This is a genomic window from Methylobacterium sp. 37f, from assembly GCF_023093475.1.
GTDB lineage: Bacteria > Pseudomonadota > Alphaproteobacteria > Rhizobiales > Beijerinckiaceae > Methylobacterium.
In genome coordinates this window covers 139851-154342 of record NZ_JAGHKN010000002.1, presented here as the reverse complement: position 1 = coordinate 154342, position 14492 = coordinate 139851, and the positions used below count along the sequence as shown (strand labels likewise).

Below are 14492 nucleotides of genomic sequence, written 5' to 3'. Positions count from 1 at the left end.
ATCGTGGTCTCCTTGTCGGCTCTCAGACGGCGGCGGCGGGCACGGCGGGCTCGCCGCGCGTGCGGGTGGTGCGCTGCTCGATGCGCTTCTCGCGCACCGGCACGTGAACCATGCGCTTCACGAAGATGCCGGGGGTGATGATGGTGTCGGGGTCGATCTCGCCGGGCTGCACCAGGTGCTCGACCTGCGCGACCGTGACCTTGGCGGCGGTGGCCATCATCGGATTGAAGTTCCGCGCCGTCTTCCGGTAGATCAGGTTGCCCTCGGTGTCGCCCTTCCAGGCATGCACGATGGCCAGATCCGCGAACAGGCCGCGCTCCATCACGTAGTCCTCTCCGTCGAATTCGCGGACATCCTTGCCCTCGGCGATCAGGGTGCCGACGCCGGTCTTGGTGTAGAAGGCCGGGATGCCGGCGCCGCCGGCGCGGATGCGCTCGGCCAGGGTGCCCTGCGGGTTGAACTCGATCGCCAGTTCGCCGCCGAGGTATTGCCGGGCGAATTCCTTGTTCTCGCCGACATAGGACGAGATCATCTTGGCGACCTGTCGGGTCTCCAGGAGCTTGCCGAGGCCGACGCCGTCGATGCCGGCATTGTTCGACACCACGGTCAGGCCCTTCACGCCGGACTCGCGGATCGCGTCGATCAAGGCGTCGGGAATGCCGCAGAGGCCGAAGCCCCCGCACATGATCATCATGCCGTCCTTCAGCACGCCGGCGAGCGCCGCCGTGGCGTCCGGATAAACCTTCTTCATGGAAGCCCTCCTGGTGGGTTTGTTCTTCGTCGGCGCGACCGTCACGCGAAAGTCGCGTCCTGCCAAGCCCTTGTGACGAGGCCGCCGTTACATTTCACAGGGCGCGGCATGCCGCCCGGCCTTTGAGCGCGTCGAACTCCGGCGGGCAAGCGATGTCCGGCGATGTGCGTGTTCACCCCCTCGGCGACGTGCATGCGTCTTCGGCGTGCATCCTTCTGCGCAGTGGATGAGACTCCCGCAGCCGGCCGGCTCGGGGAGACAAGCCGGCCGTCGAGGACTATCAGGGATGGTCGCCGGTTCATCCGGCGTCGCGGCTGCCCGGGGCCGATGGGCCTTTCCCCGCGACGATCGCGCACCGCGTCGCTCGGGTCAGGCGCCGGATGGAGTGGAATGCCGCTGCGCCGCATCCTATCGATACTGAGCCTCGGGGCGTTCGGAGCCGCCCTGGTGGCGGCCTGCCTGCCCTGGTCGGTCTCGACGCCGCGGCTGAAGGGCATCGTGGCCCGGGACTTCGTGCGCGCCTACGGGCTCGCCCTGACGGCCGAAGGTCCGACCGACGTGACGCTGCTGCCGCTGCCGCGCCTCGGCTTCCGGAACGTGACCCTCGCGTCGGGGGGCCGCGACGGGCCGGTCCTGGCGCAGGGCGGTACGCTGTCGCTGCAGCTCAACCTTCTCGCGCTGCTGACCGGGCGCCTCGACGTGAACACCCTGACGCTCGACGGGGCGGCGGTGCATCTGCCCGCCGGCGACGGGGATTCACGCTGGGCCGAGCCGATCCGCCTGCTTCAGGCCCGCCTCGCGGCCGACGGCGCCGCGCATCCGCGCCGGATCAGCCTGTCGCGCGCCACCGTCACGGGCTTCGATCCGCGCGACGGATCGCCCCAGACCGCCCGCGACCTCGACCTCACGCTGTCCTGGCCGCTCTGGAGCGCACAGGCCGAGCTGTCCGGCAGCTTCCAGTGGAGCGCGATGCCGACCCGGTTCACCCTCTCGGGCCTGCGGGTCGTCGACCTCCTCGACGGCGGCGTGACCCCCTTCGCGCTCTCCGCGACCTGGTCCGCCGGAACCCTGACGGCCGAGGGCAACGGCCTCGCCCGCGCCGACGGCCTGACGCTGACCGGCCTCGGACAGTTCGAGACGCGGTCCCTGCCGGAGACCCTGGCCTGGGCCGGCGGCACCGTTGCGCTCTCGCCCTTCGTCGGGGCGTTCGGTCTGTCGGGAAGCTTCGAGGTGGACGGGCGCCGCCTCCTCCTGCCCAACGTCCGGGTGTCGTTCGGCGACAACCAGCTCGAAGGGGCCGGCTCCATCGTCTTCGGCCCGGATCGGCCGGCGGTGCAGGCGACCCTGGCGGCCGAGACGCTCAATCTCGCCCCGGCCCTGGCCGACGTGCTCCGGACCGCCGGAATCACCTCCGTCCCCGAGGGCGCGCCGGACTGGCGCACGCGTCCCCTCGCCCTCGGCCCCTACACCGGCGGCGACCTCGACCTTCGGATCTCGGCGGGGGCCGCCCGGTTCGGACCGGTCCTGGCGGAGGATCTGGCGGCGAGCGTCCTGGTCCGCGCCGGAAACATCGAGGCGTCCCTCGGCCGCGCCACCCTGGCCGGCGGCACGCTGAAGGGGCGCCTCGTCCTGGCCGCCGTGCCTGGAAACCCGGCCGCGACCGATGCGCGGTTGCAGGGCGCCTTCGATCGGCTCGACCTCGCCGCCGTCCCGGCGGACCTGCGCCCGGAGCCCTGGATTCTCGGCGCCGCGCAGGGTCAGTTCCAGGCCGAGGCCTCCGGCGCCGATTTGCAGGCCTTCCTGGGTCAACTCGACGGCCAAGCGACCTTGGCGATCGACGGGGGCACCCTGGTCGGGTTCGACCTGACCGAGGCGGCCCTGCGCCATCGGGCGCCGGTCCGGCAGGTCGGGCGCACGGCCTTCGACCGCGCCGTCCTCGGCCTGCGCTTCCGCGACGGCGTCGGCGAGATCACCGAAGGCACGATGGAGGGCGTCCTGATGGCCGCCTCCCTGCGCGGGACCGTGTCCCTGCCGGACCGCCGCTGCGACACCCTGGCGGAGATCACCGCGCGCGGCGGCCAACCGGAGGGCGCCAAGCGGGCACCGATGCGCTTCCGCATCGCCGGGCCGTTCGGTGGCCTCGACGTCCAGAGCCTGACCCGGGAGACCGAGCCCGATCTGCGCGGCGGCGCCATGGTGCCGCCGAAAGGCCCGCGCAGCCCCGCCGCCGGATGGGCGCTCCCGGCCGGAGCCCGCGCCTACGCGCCGTGACGGGCCGGGGCGGCGACCCAGCCGCCGGTCAGGCGAGGCCCTTGCGACCGCTGAGCCACGAGGCGGTGAGGACGATGGCGGTGATGAGACCGACGAGCAGCGTCGAGGCCGCGTTGATCTCCGGGTTCACCCCGAGCCGGACCTGGCTGTAGAGCCGCATCGGCAGGGTGGTGGCCCCCGGCCCGGACACGAAGCTCGCGATCACGAGGTCGTCGAGGGACAGGGTGAAGGCGAGCAGGAACCCCGCCGCCAGGGACGGGGCGATCAGCGGCAGCGTGATGGTGGCGAAGACGCGGGCCGGGCTCGCCCCGAGATCGGCCGCCGCCTCCTCGAGCGCGCCGTCGAGCCCGTGCAGCCGCGCGCCGACGATCACGGCCACGAAGCCGAGGCCGAGGGTCGCGTGCGCCACCACCAGGGTCAGGATGCCCCGGTCGAGCCCGAAGCCCACGAACAGCAGCAGCAGGGACAGCCCGGTGATCACCTCCGGCATCACCAGCGGCGCGTAGATCAAACCGGTGAAGAGGCGCCGGCCGGCGAAGCGGCCGCCCCGGTCCAGGGCCAGGGCCGCCAGGGTTCCGAAAACGGTCGCGAGGCTGGCGGCCGCCAGCGCCACGACGAGCGAGACCAAGGCCGCCTCCCGCAAGGGGATGTCGGCCAACAGCACGCCGTACCAGCGCGTCGAGAACCCGCCCCAGACCGTGACCAGGGCCGAGGCGTTGAACGAGTACGCCACCAGCACCAGGATTGGGCCGTACAGGAAACCGAGCCCGAGAATCAGGGCGATGCGGTCGAGCGCCCTCATCGGCTCGCCTCCGCGCCACCCTGCGCCGTGGCGGCATCGCCATCGCGAAACAGGATCAGCGGGCCGACGACCAGGATGAGGACCAGGACCGCCACCGCGGAGGCGAGCGGCCAGTCGCGGTTGGAGAAGAACTCGCTCCACAGGACGCGTCCGAGCATCAGGGTGTCGGAGCCGCCGAGCAGGTCCGGGATGATGAATTCGCCGACCATCGGTACGAAGCAGAGCAGCGCCCCGGCCACCAGCCCGGGGCGGGCCAGCGGCAGCGTCACGGTCCAGAACACCCGCACCGGCCCGGCGCCGAGATCGGCCGCGGCCTCGGGCAGGCGCGGATCGCTCTTTGCCAACACGGCGTAGAGCGGCAGCACCATGAAGGGCAGGTAGGCATAGGTGAGCCCGATCAGCACCGCCCCTTGCGTGTTGAGGATTTCCAGGGGCTGGCCGATCAGCCCGAGCTTCATCAGGCCCGCGCTCAGCAGCCCCTCGGGCTTCAGGATCGCGATCCAGGCGTAGATGCGGATGAGGAAGCTCGTCCAGAACGGCACGATGAGCAGCGCCACCAGGAGCGGCTGCCGGCGCGCGGGGGCGCGGGCCATGGCGTGGGCGATCGGTGTGCCGACCAGTGCCAGGATCGCGGTGGCGAGGCCCGCCAGGGTCAGGGAGGACAGGGCGGCGTCGCGGTAGAGCGCATCGCTCGCCAGAGTCTCGAAATTGGTGAAGTCGAGGGCTTCGAGGAAGCTGCCCCAGCCCTCGATCCCGGCGCTCCAGTCGAGCACCGGCAGGTAGGGCGGCTGGGCGGTGGCCGGGGTCGACAGGCTGATCTTCAGGGTCAGGATCAGCGGAAGCAGCACGAAGGCGGCGAGCCACAGGGCGGGCAGGACCGGCAGAAGGCGCTTCATACTCACCCCGCCGCCGGCATCAGCCAGGCCCGCTCCGGCGCGTAGGTCACGGCGACGGTCTGCCCCATGGCGGGGGTGTCCGATCCCGTGGGTGCGCTGACGCGCCAGACCGACCCGTCGGCGAGGCGGACCTGAACCCGAACCCGGTCGCCCAGATAGGTCGTCTCGACCACCTGTCCGGCCAGTGCTGGATCGTGTCCGGAGGGGGCGCCGGCCAGGGCGATGCGCTCGGGCCGAAGGGCGATCACCCCCTCCCCCACGGCCAGATCCGAGGCAACACGCGAGGCCCGCAACGGCCCGAGCGCGGTCTCGAGGGTGACGAGCCCGCCGGGCTCCCGCGCCAGCACCCGACCGGGAATCAGGTTCACATCCCCCAGCAGGGCGGCGACGAAGCGGTTCGCCGGGCGCTCGTACAGGCTGGCGCCGTCGCCGATCTGGACGAGGCGGCCGTCCTTCATCACGCCGATCCGGTCGGCCAGGGCCAGGGCCTCGGCCGGATCATGGGTGACCACGAGGAAGCCCGTGCCGAGGCGCTTCTGCAGGGCGCGCAATTCGCCCTGGGTTTCCTCGCGCAGGGCGCGGTCGAGGGCGCCGAGCGGTTCGTCGAGCAGCAGCACCCGTGGCTCCCGCGCCAGCGCCCGGGCCAGCGCCACCCGCTGGCGCTGGCCGCCCGACAGGGTGTCGGGCCGGCGGGCCGCGAAGCCGTCGAGACGCACGAGGCGCAGCAATTCGGCCACCCGCTCGGCACGGGCCGCGCGCCCCAGTCCGTTCAGCCCGTAGGCGATGTTGGCGGCGACGCTGAGGTGCGGAAACAGGGCGTAGGATTGAAACATCATGTTGACCGGCCGCCGGTGCGGCGGATCGGCGGTGATGTCGGTGCCGCCGAGGCGGATCGTGCCCGCGGTCGGGGTCTCGAAGCCGGCGATCAGGCGCAGCAGGGTGCTCTTGCCGCAGCCCGAGGGTCCGAGCAGGCACACGAACTCCCCGGGCTCCAGGGTCAGGTCGAGGTCTGCCAGGGCCGCATGGGCGCCGAAGCGCTTGCCGAGGCCGGTGCAGGTCAGCCGGCCGGCGGGATCGGGCGTCGACGCCATCGCGTGCGCCGGCGCCTCAGCCGTCCTCGCGCAGCGCTTCCGCGACGCGGGCCTCCAGCAGGTCGGGCCGGCGGATCACCAGGGCGCCGCGCGTCCGGTCGATCAGGCCGTCGGCCGCCATCACGGTGAATTCCCGCGTGACCTGCTCGCGGCGGCAGCCGATGCGGGCGGCGAGCACGTGGTGGTAGGGCGGCGGCGTCACCACCCGCTCGCCGTCGCCGCCGGCGCGCGGCACCGACAGGCGCAGCAGCTCGGCATAGAGCCGGTGGCGCAGATCGAGCAGCGCGTGCTCCATCAGGCGGGTGTTCAGTTCGCGCACGCGCTTGGCCAGCAGCCGGAACAACCGGTCGGCGATGGCCTCGGAGGCGAAGATGATCTGCCGGAACACCGGGGCGGGCACGACGCAGACCTCGCCGCGGGTCAGCGCCGTGACGTTGGCCGAGCGGCCGATGCCGTCCAAAGCCGCCAGCTCGCCGAAGAAGGCGCCGCCGCGCATCTCGCCGAGGATCACTTCCTTGCCGGATTGCGAGCGGTTGAGGATGCGGACCTCGCCGGAGGCCAGGAAGTACACGTCGGTGGAGACGTCGTCGTAATCGACCAGCACCTCGTTCTCGTCGAAGCGACGCCAGTGGCAGCGCGTCTCGTAGACCGACAGCTCGATTCCCGGCTCCTTGAAGAACGGGATGGTCGTCAGCCGTCCTGTGGTCACGCGTCCTGCCCCCTCGTTTGTCGGACCTGATCGATACGCCGTGCAATTCCTGGGTCAAGCTGTCCGGCTCGTCCCACCTGCCGATAGGCGTGGATGCCAAACGCGCGCCAGTTCTGCGAAACGCGCGTCAACGGCGCCAACCCTGCCGGAAGCGGGGCGCGATGCGGCGCCCGCTTGCCACTGACGCCCCGACCCCGCAAAAGCGCGCCATGCTCCGCGTCAACGACCTCACCTACCGCATCGGCGAGCGCCTGATCCTCGACGGCGCCACCTTCGTCATTCCGGACCGCGCCCGGGTCGGGCTGGTCGGCCGCAACGGCGCGGGCAAGACCACCCTGTTCCGGGCGATCCTCGGCGAATTGCCCACCGAGGGCGGTACGGTGTCGATGCCCAAGGGCATGCGCATCGGCGCGGTGGCGCAGGAGGCCCCCGCCGGCCCCGAAACCCTGCACAGCGTGGTGCTCGCCGCCGATACCGAGCGCGCCCGCCTGATGGCGGAGGCCGAGCAGGCCGATGGCCTCCGGCGCGCCGAGATCGAAACCCGGCTGGTCGACATCGAGGCGCATTCGGCGCCGGCCCGCGCGGCGGCGATCCTGCACGGCCTCGGCTTCGACGCGGAGGCGCAGGGGCGGCCCTGCGCCGATTTCTCCGGCGGCTGGCGCATGCGCGTGGCGCTGGCCGCCGTGCTGTTCTCCGAGCCAGACCTGCTGCTGCTCGACGAGCCGACCAACTACCTCGACATCGAGGGTACGATCTGGCTCTACGACTACCTGGAGCGCTATCCGCGCACGGCCGTGATCATCTCCCACGACCGCGACCTCCTCGACGAGTGCGTCGACCACATCCTGCACCTCGATCGCGGCAAGCTCAGCATCTACAAGGGCGGCTACACGTCCTTCGCCCGGCAGGTGGCCGAGAAGCGCGTGCTCCAGGCCAAGGCGAAAGCCAAGCAGGATGCCGAGCGGGCCCATCTCCAGAGCTTCGTCGACCGCTTCAAGGCCAAGGCCACCAAGGCCCGGCAGGCCCAGTCGCGGGTCAAGCGCCTCGCCAAGATGGAGATCATCGCCTCGGTGATCGAGGACGACGTGCCGGCCTTCCGCCTGCCGAGCCCGGAGCGGCCGCTGTCGCCGCCCATCGTCGCCATGGAGCGGGTGCAGGCCGGCTACCCGGACCGGATCGTGCTCTCGGGCCTGAACCTGAGCCTCGCTCCCGACGACCGGGTCGCCCTGCTCGGCGCCAACGGCAACGGCAAGTCGACCTTTTGCAAGCTCATCGGCGGGCGGCTTCCGCCCCTGAGCGGCGAGATGCGGCGCTCCTCCAAGATGGAGGTCGCGTACTTCGCCCAGCACCAGCTCGACGAATTGCGCCCGGCCGAGAGCGCCTATGCCCATGTCCGAGACCTGATGCCGGACGTGCCGGAATCGAAGGCCCGCGCGGCGGCCGCCCGCCTCGGCTTCTCGGGCACCAAGTCCGAGACGCCGGTATCTCAGCTCTCCGGCGGCGAGAAGGCGCGCCTGCTGATGGGCCTTGCGGCCTTCCGCGGCCCGCACCTGCTCATCCTGGACGAGCCGACGAACCACCTCGACATCGAGAGCCGTCAGGCCCTGGTCGAGGCGATCAACGATTACGAGGGCGCCGTCATCCTGGTCAGCCACGACCGCTTCCTGGTGGAGGCCTGCGCCGACCGGCTCTGGCTCGTCTCGAACGGCAGCGTGAAGGCCTTCGACGGCGACATGGACGATTACCGCCGCTTCGTGCTGGCCGGCCCGGAGCGCGAGGCCGAGAAAGGCACGGCCGAGTCGACCGGCAGCGCCAAGGCGGTGGAGCGGCGCTCCAACGCCGACCGCCGCGTCGCCCTCGCGCCCCTGCGCAAGAAGCTCGAGGGCGTCGAGGCGCGGATGAAGAAGCTCACCGACGCCATGGCCAAGATCGACGCGGCCTTGGCCGACGGCACCGCCTTCCAGGCCAACCCGGCCAAAGCCGGCGAAATCGCCAAGATGCGCTCGGACGCCGCCGCCGCCCTGGAAGCGGCCGAGGAGGAGTGGCTGGAACTCAGCGGCGAGATCGAGGGCGCGACGGCCTGAGCGGGAGTCGCGCCGCTCCCTGCGGGGTGGGATGTTTCCCATTCGAAAACCCGCTTGCTCCACTGCGTCATCCCGGGGCCGCGCAGCGGAGCCCGGGAGCCGGAAACACAGGGGGGGCAGGACTTTACACCGTCCGCCGGCTCTGGATTGCAGACCCTTGCCGCGCCCCTTTCGGGGCCGGGCTCGCCTCTGGAGCCCTGGAATGACGGCGCGGTGGCCTTCGCCTTTCCGGGGATGGCGCCGACGCACGCATCTCCGCCCCAGCGGATCTCCGGCCTGCCCAGAATCCGTCGAGCTTGCGGGGAGGCGTTGGAGGCGGGGGTGGTCGGGTGACCTTCGACCTGCTGAGGCCGGCGGAGCCACCCCCACTCCCAACCTCTCCCCACAAGGGGGAGAGGGACGCGTTCTGCTGCCGCAGACACCCGCGCGTTTTCCCCTCCATCCCGCCTCCGGCCCGGCAACATTCCCCACCGCCGGGGCGTTTCCGACCGCGTGCAACCGTAGGGAACCCGACGATGCCCCATCGACCCCGCCGCCGGATCGGGCCTCTGCTGGCGCTGCTGCCGCTCGGTGCTGCCGGCGCCTGGATCGCCTATAGTCGCCTCGGCATCGATCATCGCCGCCGCATGCACCCGGCCCTCCCCGGCAGGCAGGAATGCCTCGCCAGCGCAGCCGGCGGCCTCAGCTTCTCTGCGGCCGGACCCGCCGAGGGCGTGCCGCTGCTGCTGATCCACTCGGTCAATGCGGCGGCCAACGCCTACGAGGTCCGGCCGCTCTACCGCCATTACGCCAAGGAACGTCCGGTCTACGCCCTTGACCTCCCCGGCTTCGGCTTCTCCGAGCGCAGCGACCGGATCTACACGCCGGAGCTGATGACGCAGGCGATCCACGCCATGGCGGCGGAGATCCGGCGGCGACACCCCGGCACGGCCATCGATGCGGTGGCCTTGTCGCTGTCGGCGGAATTTCTCGCGCGCGCCGCCTTGGAGCGGCCGGACGATTACCGCAGCCTGGGCCTGATCAGCCCGACCGGGTTCGACAAGCGCTATGCGCGCCGCAACCCGTCCGGCAGCGACACGGCCCGCGCGGTGGCGGCCTGTCCCCTCTGGGGCCGGGCCCTGTTCGACCTCCTGGTCAGCCGCCCCAGCATGCGCTTCTTCCTCGAGAAGACCTGGGGCTCGCGCGACATCGACGAGGGCCTGCTCGCCTACGACCAGGTCTCGGCCCACCAGCCGGGCGCCGAATTCGCACCCTTCTCGTTCCTCGCCGGGCACCTCTTCGCCACCGAGACCGGCCAGGTCTATCCCCGGCTCGACCGACCGGTCTGGATGGTCCACGGCACCCGGGGCGACTTCGTCGATTACCGTCATGCCGACCGCTTCCGGGATGATCCGCGCTGGACCGTCGAGGTGCTGGAGACCGGCGCCTTCCCGCATTTCGAGCGCCTGAACGCGGTCACCGCCCGCTACGACGCCTTCCTGGCCCGGCTCGGGCACTGAGCCCCTGGTCGCTCGCGTCGCTCCGGGTTAGTCGAGGGGTACGCCCGTTTGAGAACAGCCCGGAGCCCCGATGTCCGACCTCACCCTCGCCGCTGCCCAGACCATCGTCGCCACCGCGCTGGAGACCGCCCGCGCCCACACGCTCAAGCCCCTGGCGGTGGTGGTCTACGATGCGCGCGGTGCCCTGAAGGCGCTGGGCGCGGAGGATGGCACCTCCCTGCGCCGGGCCGAGGTGGCGATGGGCAAGGCCAATGGCTGCCTCGCTCTCGGCCTCGGCGGCCGCGCGATCCACAAGCGCGCCGAGGAGCAGGCCTACTTCGTCGCCGCGGTCAGCCACCTCGTCGGCCCCGCCGCCCTCGTGCCGGTGCCGGGCGGCGTCCTCATCCGCTCCGGCGACGCGGTGATCGGCGCGGTCGGCATCTCGGGCGACACCTCCGACAATGACGAGCTCTGCGCGGTGGCCGGCATCGAGGCGGCGGGCCTCATCGCGCAGACCGGCGCCTGATCCGCGCATGCGCCCGCATCGGCGCCAATGGCTGGTCGGTGGTGCGGCGCTCCTGGCCGCCGGAGGCGTCGGCCGGGCCGCCGCCGCACCGGCCGACGTGTATCGGCGCGGCAACGATGCGGACCCCGAGACCCTCGACCCGCACAAATCCTCGACCGTCGCCGAGGCGCATATCCTGCGTGACCTCTCCGAGGGCCTGTTGACCTACGACAATCACGGCGCCCTGATCCCGGGCGCCGCGACCCGCTGGTCCGTCTCCGACGACGGCCTCACCTACGACTTCGAGCTCCGCCCGGACGGGCGCTGGTCGAACGGCGATCCGGTCCTGGCCTCCGACTTCGTCTTCGCCCTACGGCGCATCCTGTCCCCCGCCACGGCGGCGAAATACGCCGAGGTCCTGTTCCCCCTGAAGAACGCCCGGTCGGTGAACCGGGGCGCGCTGCCGCCCGAGGCTCTCGGGGCCGCCGCACCGGAGGCAAGGCGCCTCGTGCTGACCCTGGAGCAGCCGACGCCGTACCTACTCGAATTGCTGACCCACCAGACCGCCCTGCCGGTGCACCCGCCCTCCCTGGAGCGCCACGGCGACGCCTTCGCGCGTCCCGGCAACAGCGTCACCAACGGCCCCTACCGGCTGCGGGACGTGGTGCCGAACGATCGCATCACCCTGGAGCGCAACCCGCATTTCCACGCGGCGGCCACCGTGGCGATCCCGCAGGTCGCCTTCCTGCCGACCCCGGACCTGTCGAGCGCGGTCCGGCGCTACGCGGCGGGCGAGATCGACTCGCTGGCCGACCTGCCCGGCGACCAGATCGCCTCACTGAAGGTCCGGTTCGCCGATCAGGTGGTGCTCGGCCCGGCGCTCGGCCTCTACGCGCTGGCGGTGAACACCCGCAAGGCCCCGTTCGACGACGTCCGGGTGCGGCGCGCCCTCTCGCTGGTCATCGACCGCGAGTTCCTGGCCCAGAAACTCTGGGGCGAGACCATGGACCCGGCCTACTCCCTCTGCCCGCCCGGCCTCGACCATTATCGCCAGCCGCCCGAGACCGCCGGGCGCGACGCCCTGCCGATCGACCGCGAGGACGAGGCGAGGGCGCTCCTGGCCGCCGCCGGCTTCGATGAGGCCAAGCCCCTGCACGTCGAGTATCGCTTCAACACCAGCGACAACAACCGCAACACCGCGCTCGCCATCGCCGACATGTGGCGCGGCATCGGGGTGGTCTCCCGCTTCGTCTACACCGACGCCAAGACTCACTTCGCCTACCTGCGCGACGGCGGCGACTTCGACGTGGCGCGCATGTCCTGGATCGCCGACTATTCCGATCCCCAGAACTTTCTGTTCTTGCTGGAGACCGGAAATGACGGCCTCAACCCCGGCCATTACGGCAACCCGGCCTATGATGCTCTGATGCGGCAGGCCGCCGCCGAGCGCGACATCGGCCGGCGGGCCGACCTCCTCTACGCGGCCGAGACCATCGTGGTCACCGAGCTGCCCTGGATTCCGGTGATGCACACCCGCTCCAAGGCGCTGATCGCCCCGCGCCTTGCCGGCTATCACCCGAACCTGCGCAACGCGTCGCCGACGCGCTTTTTGAGGCTGACCGCGTGATCGGTTTCGTGCTGCGCCGGCTGGTTCAGACGGTCCCGACCCTGCTCGCCGTCGTCACCTTGAGCTTCTTCCTGATCCGGCTCGCCCCCGGCGGCCCCTTCGACCTCGAACGCCCCCTGCCCCCGGCCGCCATGGCCAACCTCGCCCGGGTCTACGGCCTCGACCAGCCGCTGATCGTCCAATACGGGCGCTACCTCGCCGCCCTGCTGACCAGTGATTTCGGGCCGTCGTTCTCGTTTCGCGATCTCACCGTCAGCGACCTGTTCGCCCGCGGCCTGCCGGTCTCGATGACGTTGGGCGCCCTCGCCCTGGCGCTCGCCCTCGTGCTGGGCATCGGGCTCGGCGCCTTCGCGGCTTTCCGCCGGGGCAGCCCGGTCGACCGCTTGGTCGGCCTGCTGGCCGGTCTCACCCTGGCGGTGCCGACCTTCGTGGTGGCGCCCCTGCTGCAGATCGTCTTCGGCCTGTCTTTACGCTGGCTGCCGGTGGGCAGCTGGGAGAACGGCGCCCCGGCCAACCTCGTCCTGCCGGTGATCACCCTGGCGCTGCCCCAGGTCGGGGCGCTCGCCCGACTCACCCGCGCGTCGATGGCGGAGGTCCTGGCGGCGCAGCCGATCCGCACCCAGCGCGCCATGGGACTGCCGCCCCGGCGCATCGCCCGCCACGCCCTGCGCGGCGCCCTGCTGCCGGTGGTGGCGATCCTCGGGCCGACGGCGGCCTCCCTGCTCACCGGGTCGGTGGTGGTGGAGACCATCTTCGGCCTGCCCGGCATCGGCCGCTACTTCGTCGATGGGGCGCTGAACCGCGACTACACCCTGGTGATGGGCACCGTCGTGCTGGTGGCGCTGTTCGTCATCGTTCTCAACCTCGTGGCCGACCTCCTCTCCGGCCTCCTCGACCCGCGCCTCAGGGCCGCCCGGTGAGGCGCGCCCTCGGGCGCCTCGTCCGCGACCCGGGCGCCGTCGCGGCCCTCGCGGTCCTGGTGCTGATCGCCCTCGCGTGCCTCGTCGGCCCGTTGCTCACCGGGCACGATCCGGCGCGGATCTATCCCGACCTCGTGCGCACCCCGCCGTCGCTCTCGCCCCATCCGCGCCCTGAGACGATCGCCCCCTCGGTGGAGCGCCTCGCCTTCCGCATGCGGGTGACGGCCGAGGACATCCGGGTCGCGGACGGGGTCCTGCACGTCACCCTGTCGGCGGCGACCCCGATCAACGAGCGGGCGCTCAGCTACCTGCCCCGCTCGGACCTGTTCGGCCCCGCCGCCGTCGTCTCGCGCGCGGCGGAGGGGCGCCGCCTCGTGGTCGAGGCGCCGGTGCGGCGGCTGGTGTTTCCCCTCGGCACCGACATGCTCGGGCGCGACCTCCTCAGCCGCAGCCTCGTCGCCGGCCGCGTCTCGCTCCTGATCGGCCTCGTCGCCACCGGCGTCGCCCTCCTCATCGGGGTCACCTACGGGGCGGTGGCGGGCTATGCCGGCGGCCGGGTCGACGCCGCGATGATGCGGCTCGTCGACGGGCTCTACGCCCTGCCATTCGTGTTCTTCGTCATCCTGCTGCTGGTGTTCTTCCGGGCCGGGCTCGGGCTGATCCTGGTCGCCATCGGGGCGGTGGAATGGCTCGACATGGCCCGCATCACCCGGGCGCAGACCCTGTCGCTGCGCCACCGCGACTTCGTGCGGGCGGCCGAGGCGCTCGGCCTCTCCACCGTGGCGATCCTGCGGCGGCACATCGTGCCGAACACCCTCGGACCCGTCACCGTGGCGGCGACCCTGCTGGTGCCCCGGGTGATCCTGCTGGAGAGCTTCCTGTCCTTTCTCGGCCTCGGCGTGCAGGAGCCGTCCACGAGCTGGGGCGCCCTCATCGCCGAGGGCTCGCGCGCCATCGAATCGGCGCCCTGGATGCTCGCCGCCCCGGCGGGGTTCCTGGTCGCCACGCTGGTGGCGCTCAACGTCCTCGGCGACGGCCTCGCGGATGCCCTCGACCCGCGTCTCAGCGCGGCTCGGTAAGGCCGGGATAGACCACCCGGACCACGCGCCGCGCCTCCGGGATCGCGGAGGTCGGCCGGGTTTTCCCGGCGCGCCCGTCGAGGGTCTCCACGGCCACGTCCCTCGTTCGCAGGCGCCACGGATCGGGATTGCCCGAAGAGGGACCGCGCCCCGCCTCCGACGCCGCGGCGGGCATGACCCCGAGGGCGGTGAGGGCGAGGATCAGGCAGAAGGGTCGGCGGAAGAATCGGAAAGGCATCGGGGGCGTCCGGTCGAACATCCCGAATTCAGCCAAAAGTC

Annotated in this window: 13 protein-coding genes; 7 read left to right on the top strand and 6 right to left on the bottom strand. The window is 71.8% G+C overall.

What is annotated here, in order from left to right; genetic code table 11:
* Window positions 1–22 precede the first annotated feature (22 nt).
* Window positions 23–751, bottom strand: coding sequence for a CoA transferase subunit A (locus J7U37_RS02140; protein WP_056180324.1), 729 nt, complete (start codon window positions 749–751; stop codon window positions 23–25).
* A 390-nt stretch (window positions 752–1141) separates the two neighbouring features.
* On the opposite strand from J7U37_RS02140, the gene J7U37_RS02135 reads away from it, so the two are divergent.
* Window positions 1142–3022 carry an AsmA-like C-terminal region-containing protein gene (locus J7U37_RS02135; protein ID WP_247634673.1) on the top strand — a complete coding sequence of 627 codons (1881 nt, stop codon included), beginning with the start codon at window positions 1142–1144 and terminating at the stop codon, window positions 3020–3022.
* A 28-nt stretch (window positions 3023–3050) separates the two neighbouring features.
* Here the strand turns inward: J7U37_RS02135 and J7U37_RS02130 are convergent, their stop codons facing one another.
* Genes J7U37_RS02130 through J7U37_RS02115 form a run of 4 tightly spaced genes read right to left on the bottom strand, consistent with a single transcriptional unit; the run spans window position 3051 to window position 6520 of the window.
* The gene (locus J7U37_RS02130) at window positions 3051–3824 is read right to left on the bottom strand and encodes an ABC transporter permease subunit (protein WP_247634672.1); all 774 of its coding nucleotides are present in this window, start codon (window positions 3822–3824) and stop codon (window positions 3051–3053) included.
* Entirely contained in the window at window positions 3821–4720 is a 900-nt protein-coding gene (locus tag J7U37_RS02125; protein ID WP_247634671.1) for an ABC transporter permease subunit, read from the bottom strand. Before J7U37_RS02125 ends, J7U37_RS02130 begins: the two co-directional genes overlap by 4 nt.
* 2 nt (window positions 4721–4722) lie before the next feature.
* Window positions 4723–5811, bottom strand: a complete 1089-nt coding sequence (locus tag J7U37_RS02120) for an ABC transporter ATP-binding protein (protein WP_247634670.1) — start codon at window positions 5809–5811, stop codon at window positions 4723–4725.
* A 16-nt stretch (window positions 5812–5827) separates the two neighbouring features.
* On the bottom strand, window positions 5828–6520 hold the full coding sequence (locus J7U37_RS02115) for a Crp/Fnr family transcriptional regulator (RefSeq protein WP_056180343.1): 693 nt from the start codon (window positions 6518–6520) through the stop codon (window positions 5828–5830).
* 209 nt (window positions 6521–6729) lie between these two features.
* Between J7U37_RS02115 and J7U37_RS02110 the strand changes: the two genes are divergently transcribed.
* The 6 genes from J7U37_RS02110 to J7U37_RS02085 all read left to right on the top strand — a co-directional run bounded on the left by J7U37_RS02110 (window position 6730) and on the right by J7U37_RS02085 (window position 14213).
* Window positions 6730–8604, top strand: coding sequence for an ABC-F family ATP-binding cassette domain-containing protein (locus J7U37_RS02110; protein ID WP_056180346.1), 1875 nt, complete (start codon window positions 6730–6732; stop codon window positions 8602–8604).
* Between the two features lie 515 nt (window positions 8605–9119).
* Window positions 9120–10103 carry an alpha/beta fold hydrolase gene (locus J7U37_RS02105; protein WP_247634669.1) on the top strand — a complete coding sequence of 328 codons (984 nt, stop codon included), beginning with the start codon at window positions 9120–9122 and terminating at the stop codon, window positions 10101–10103.
* Between the two features lie 70 nt (window positions 10104–10173).
* Window positions 10174–10608, top strand: a complete 435-nt coding sequence (locus J7U37_RS02100) for a heme-binding protein (protein ID WP_247634668.1) — start codon at window positions 10174–10176, stop codon at window positions 10606–10608.
* Window positions 10609–10615: 7 nt separating this feature from the next.
* Window positions 10616–12214 (top strand): peptide ABC transporter substrate-binding protein, encoded by a 1599-nt coding sequence (locus tag J7U37_RS02095; RefSeq protein ID WP_247634667.1) that lies wholly within the window; start codon window positions 10616–10618, stop codon window positions 12212–12214.
* Window positions 12211–13134: an ABC transporter permease subunit gene (locus J7U37_RS02090; protein ID WP_247634666.1), complete on the top strand. Its 924-nt coding sequence runs from the start codon at window positions 12211–12213 to the stop codon at window positions 13132–13134. Before J7U37_RS02095 ends, J7U37_RS02090 begins: the two co-directional genes overlap by 4 nt.
* A complete protein-coding gene (locus tag J7U37_RS02085) occupies window positions 13131–14213 on the top strand; it encodes an ABC transporter permease (protein ID WP_247634665.1) in 1083 nt (360 codons plus the stop codon). The genes J7U37_RS02090 and J7U37_RS02085 overlap by 4 nt, the downstream gene beginning before the upstream one ends.
* On the opposite strand, the gene J7U37_RS02080 is transcribed toward J7U37_RS02085, so the two are convergent.
* Entirely contained in the window at window positions 14197–14451 is a 255-nt protein-coding gene (locus J7U37_RS02080; protein WP_247634664.1) for a hypothetical protein, read from the bottom strand. The genes J7U37_RS02085 and J7U37_RS02080 overlap by 17 nt on opposite strands.
* Window positions 14452–14492: the final 41 nt, after the last annotated feature.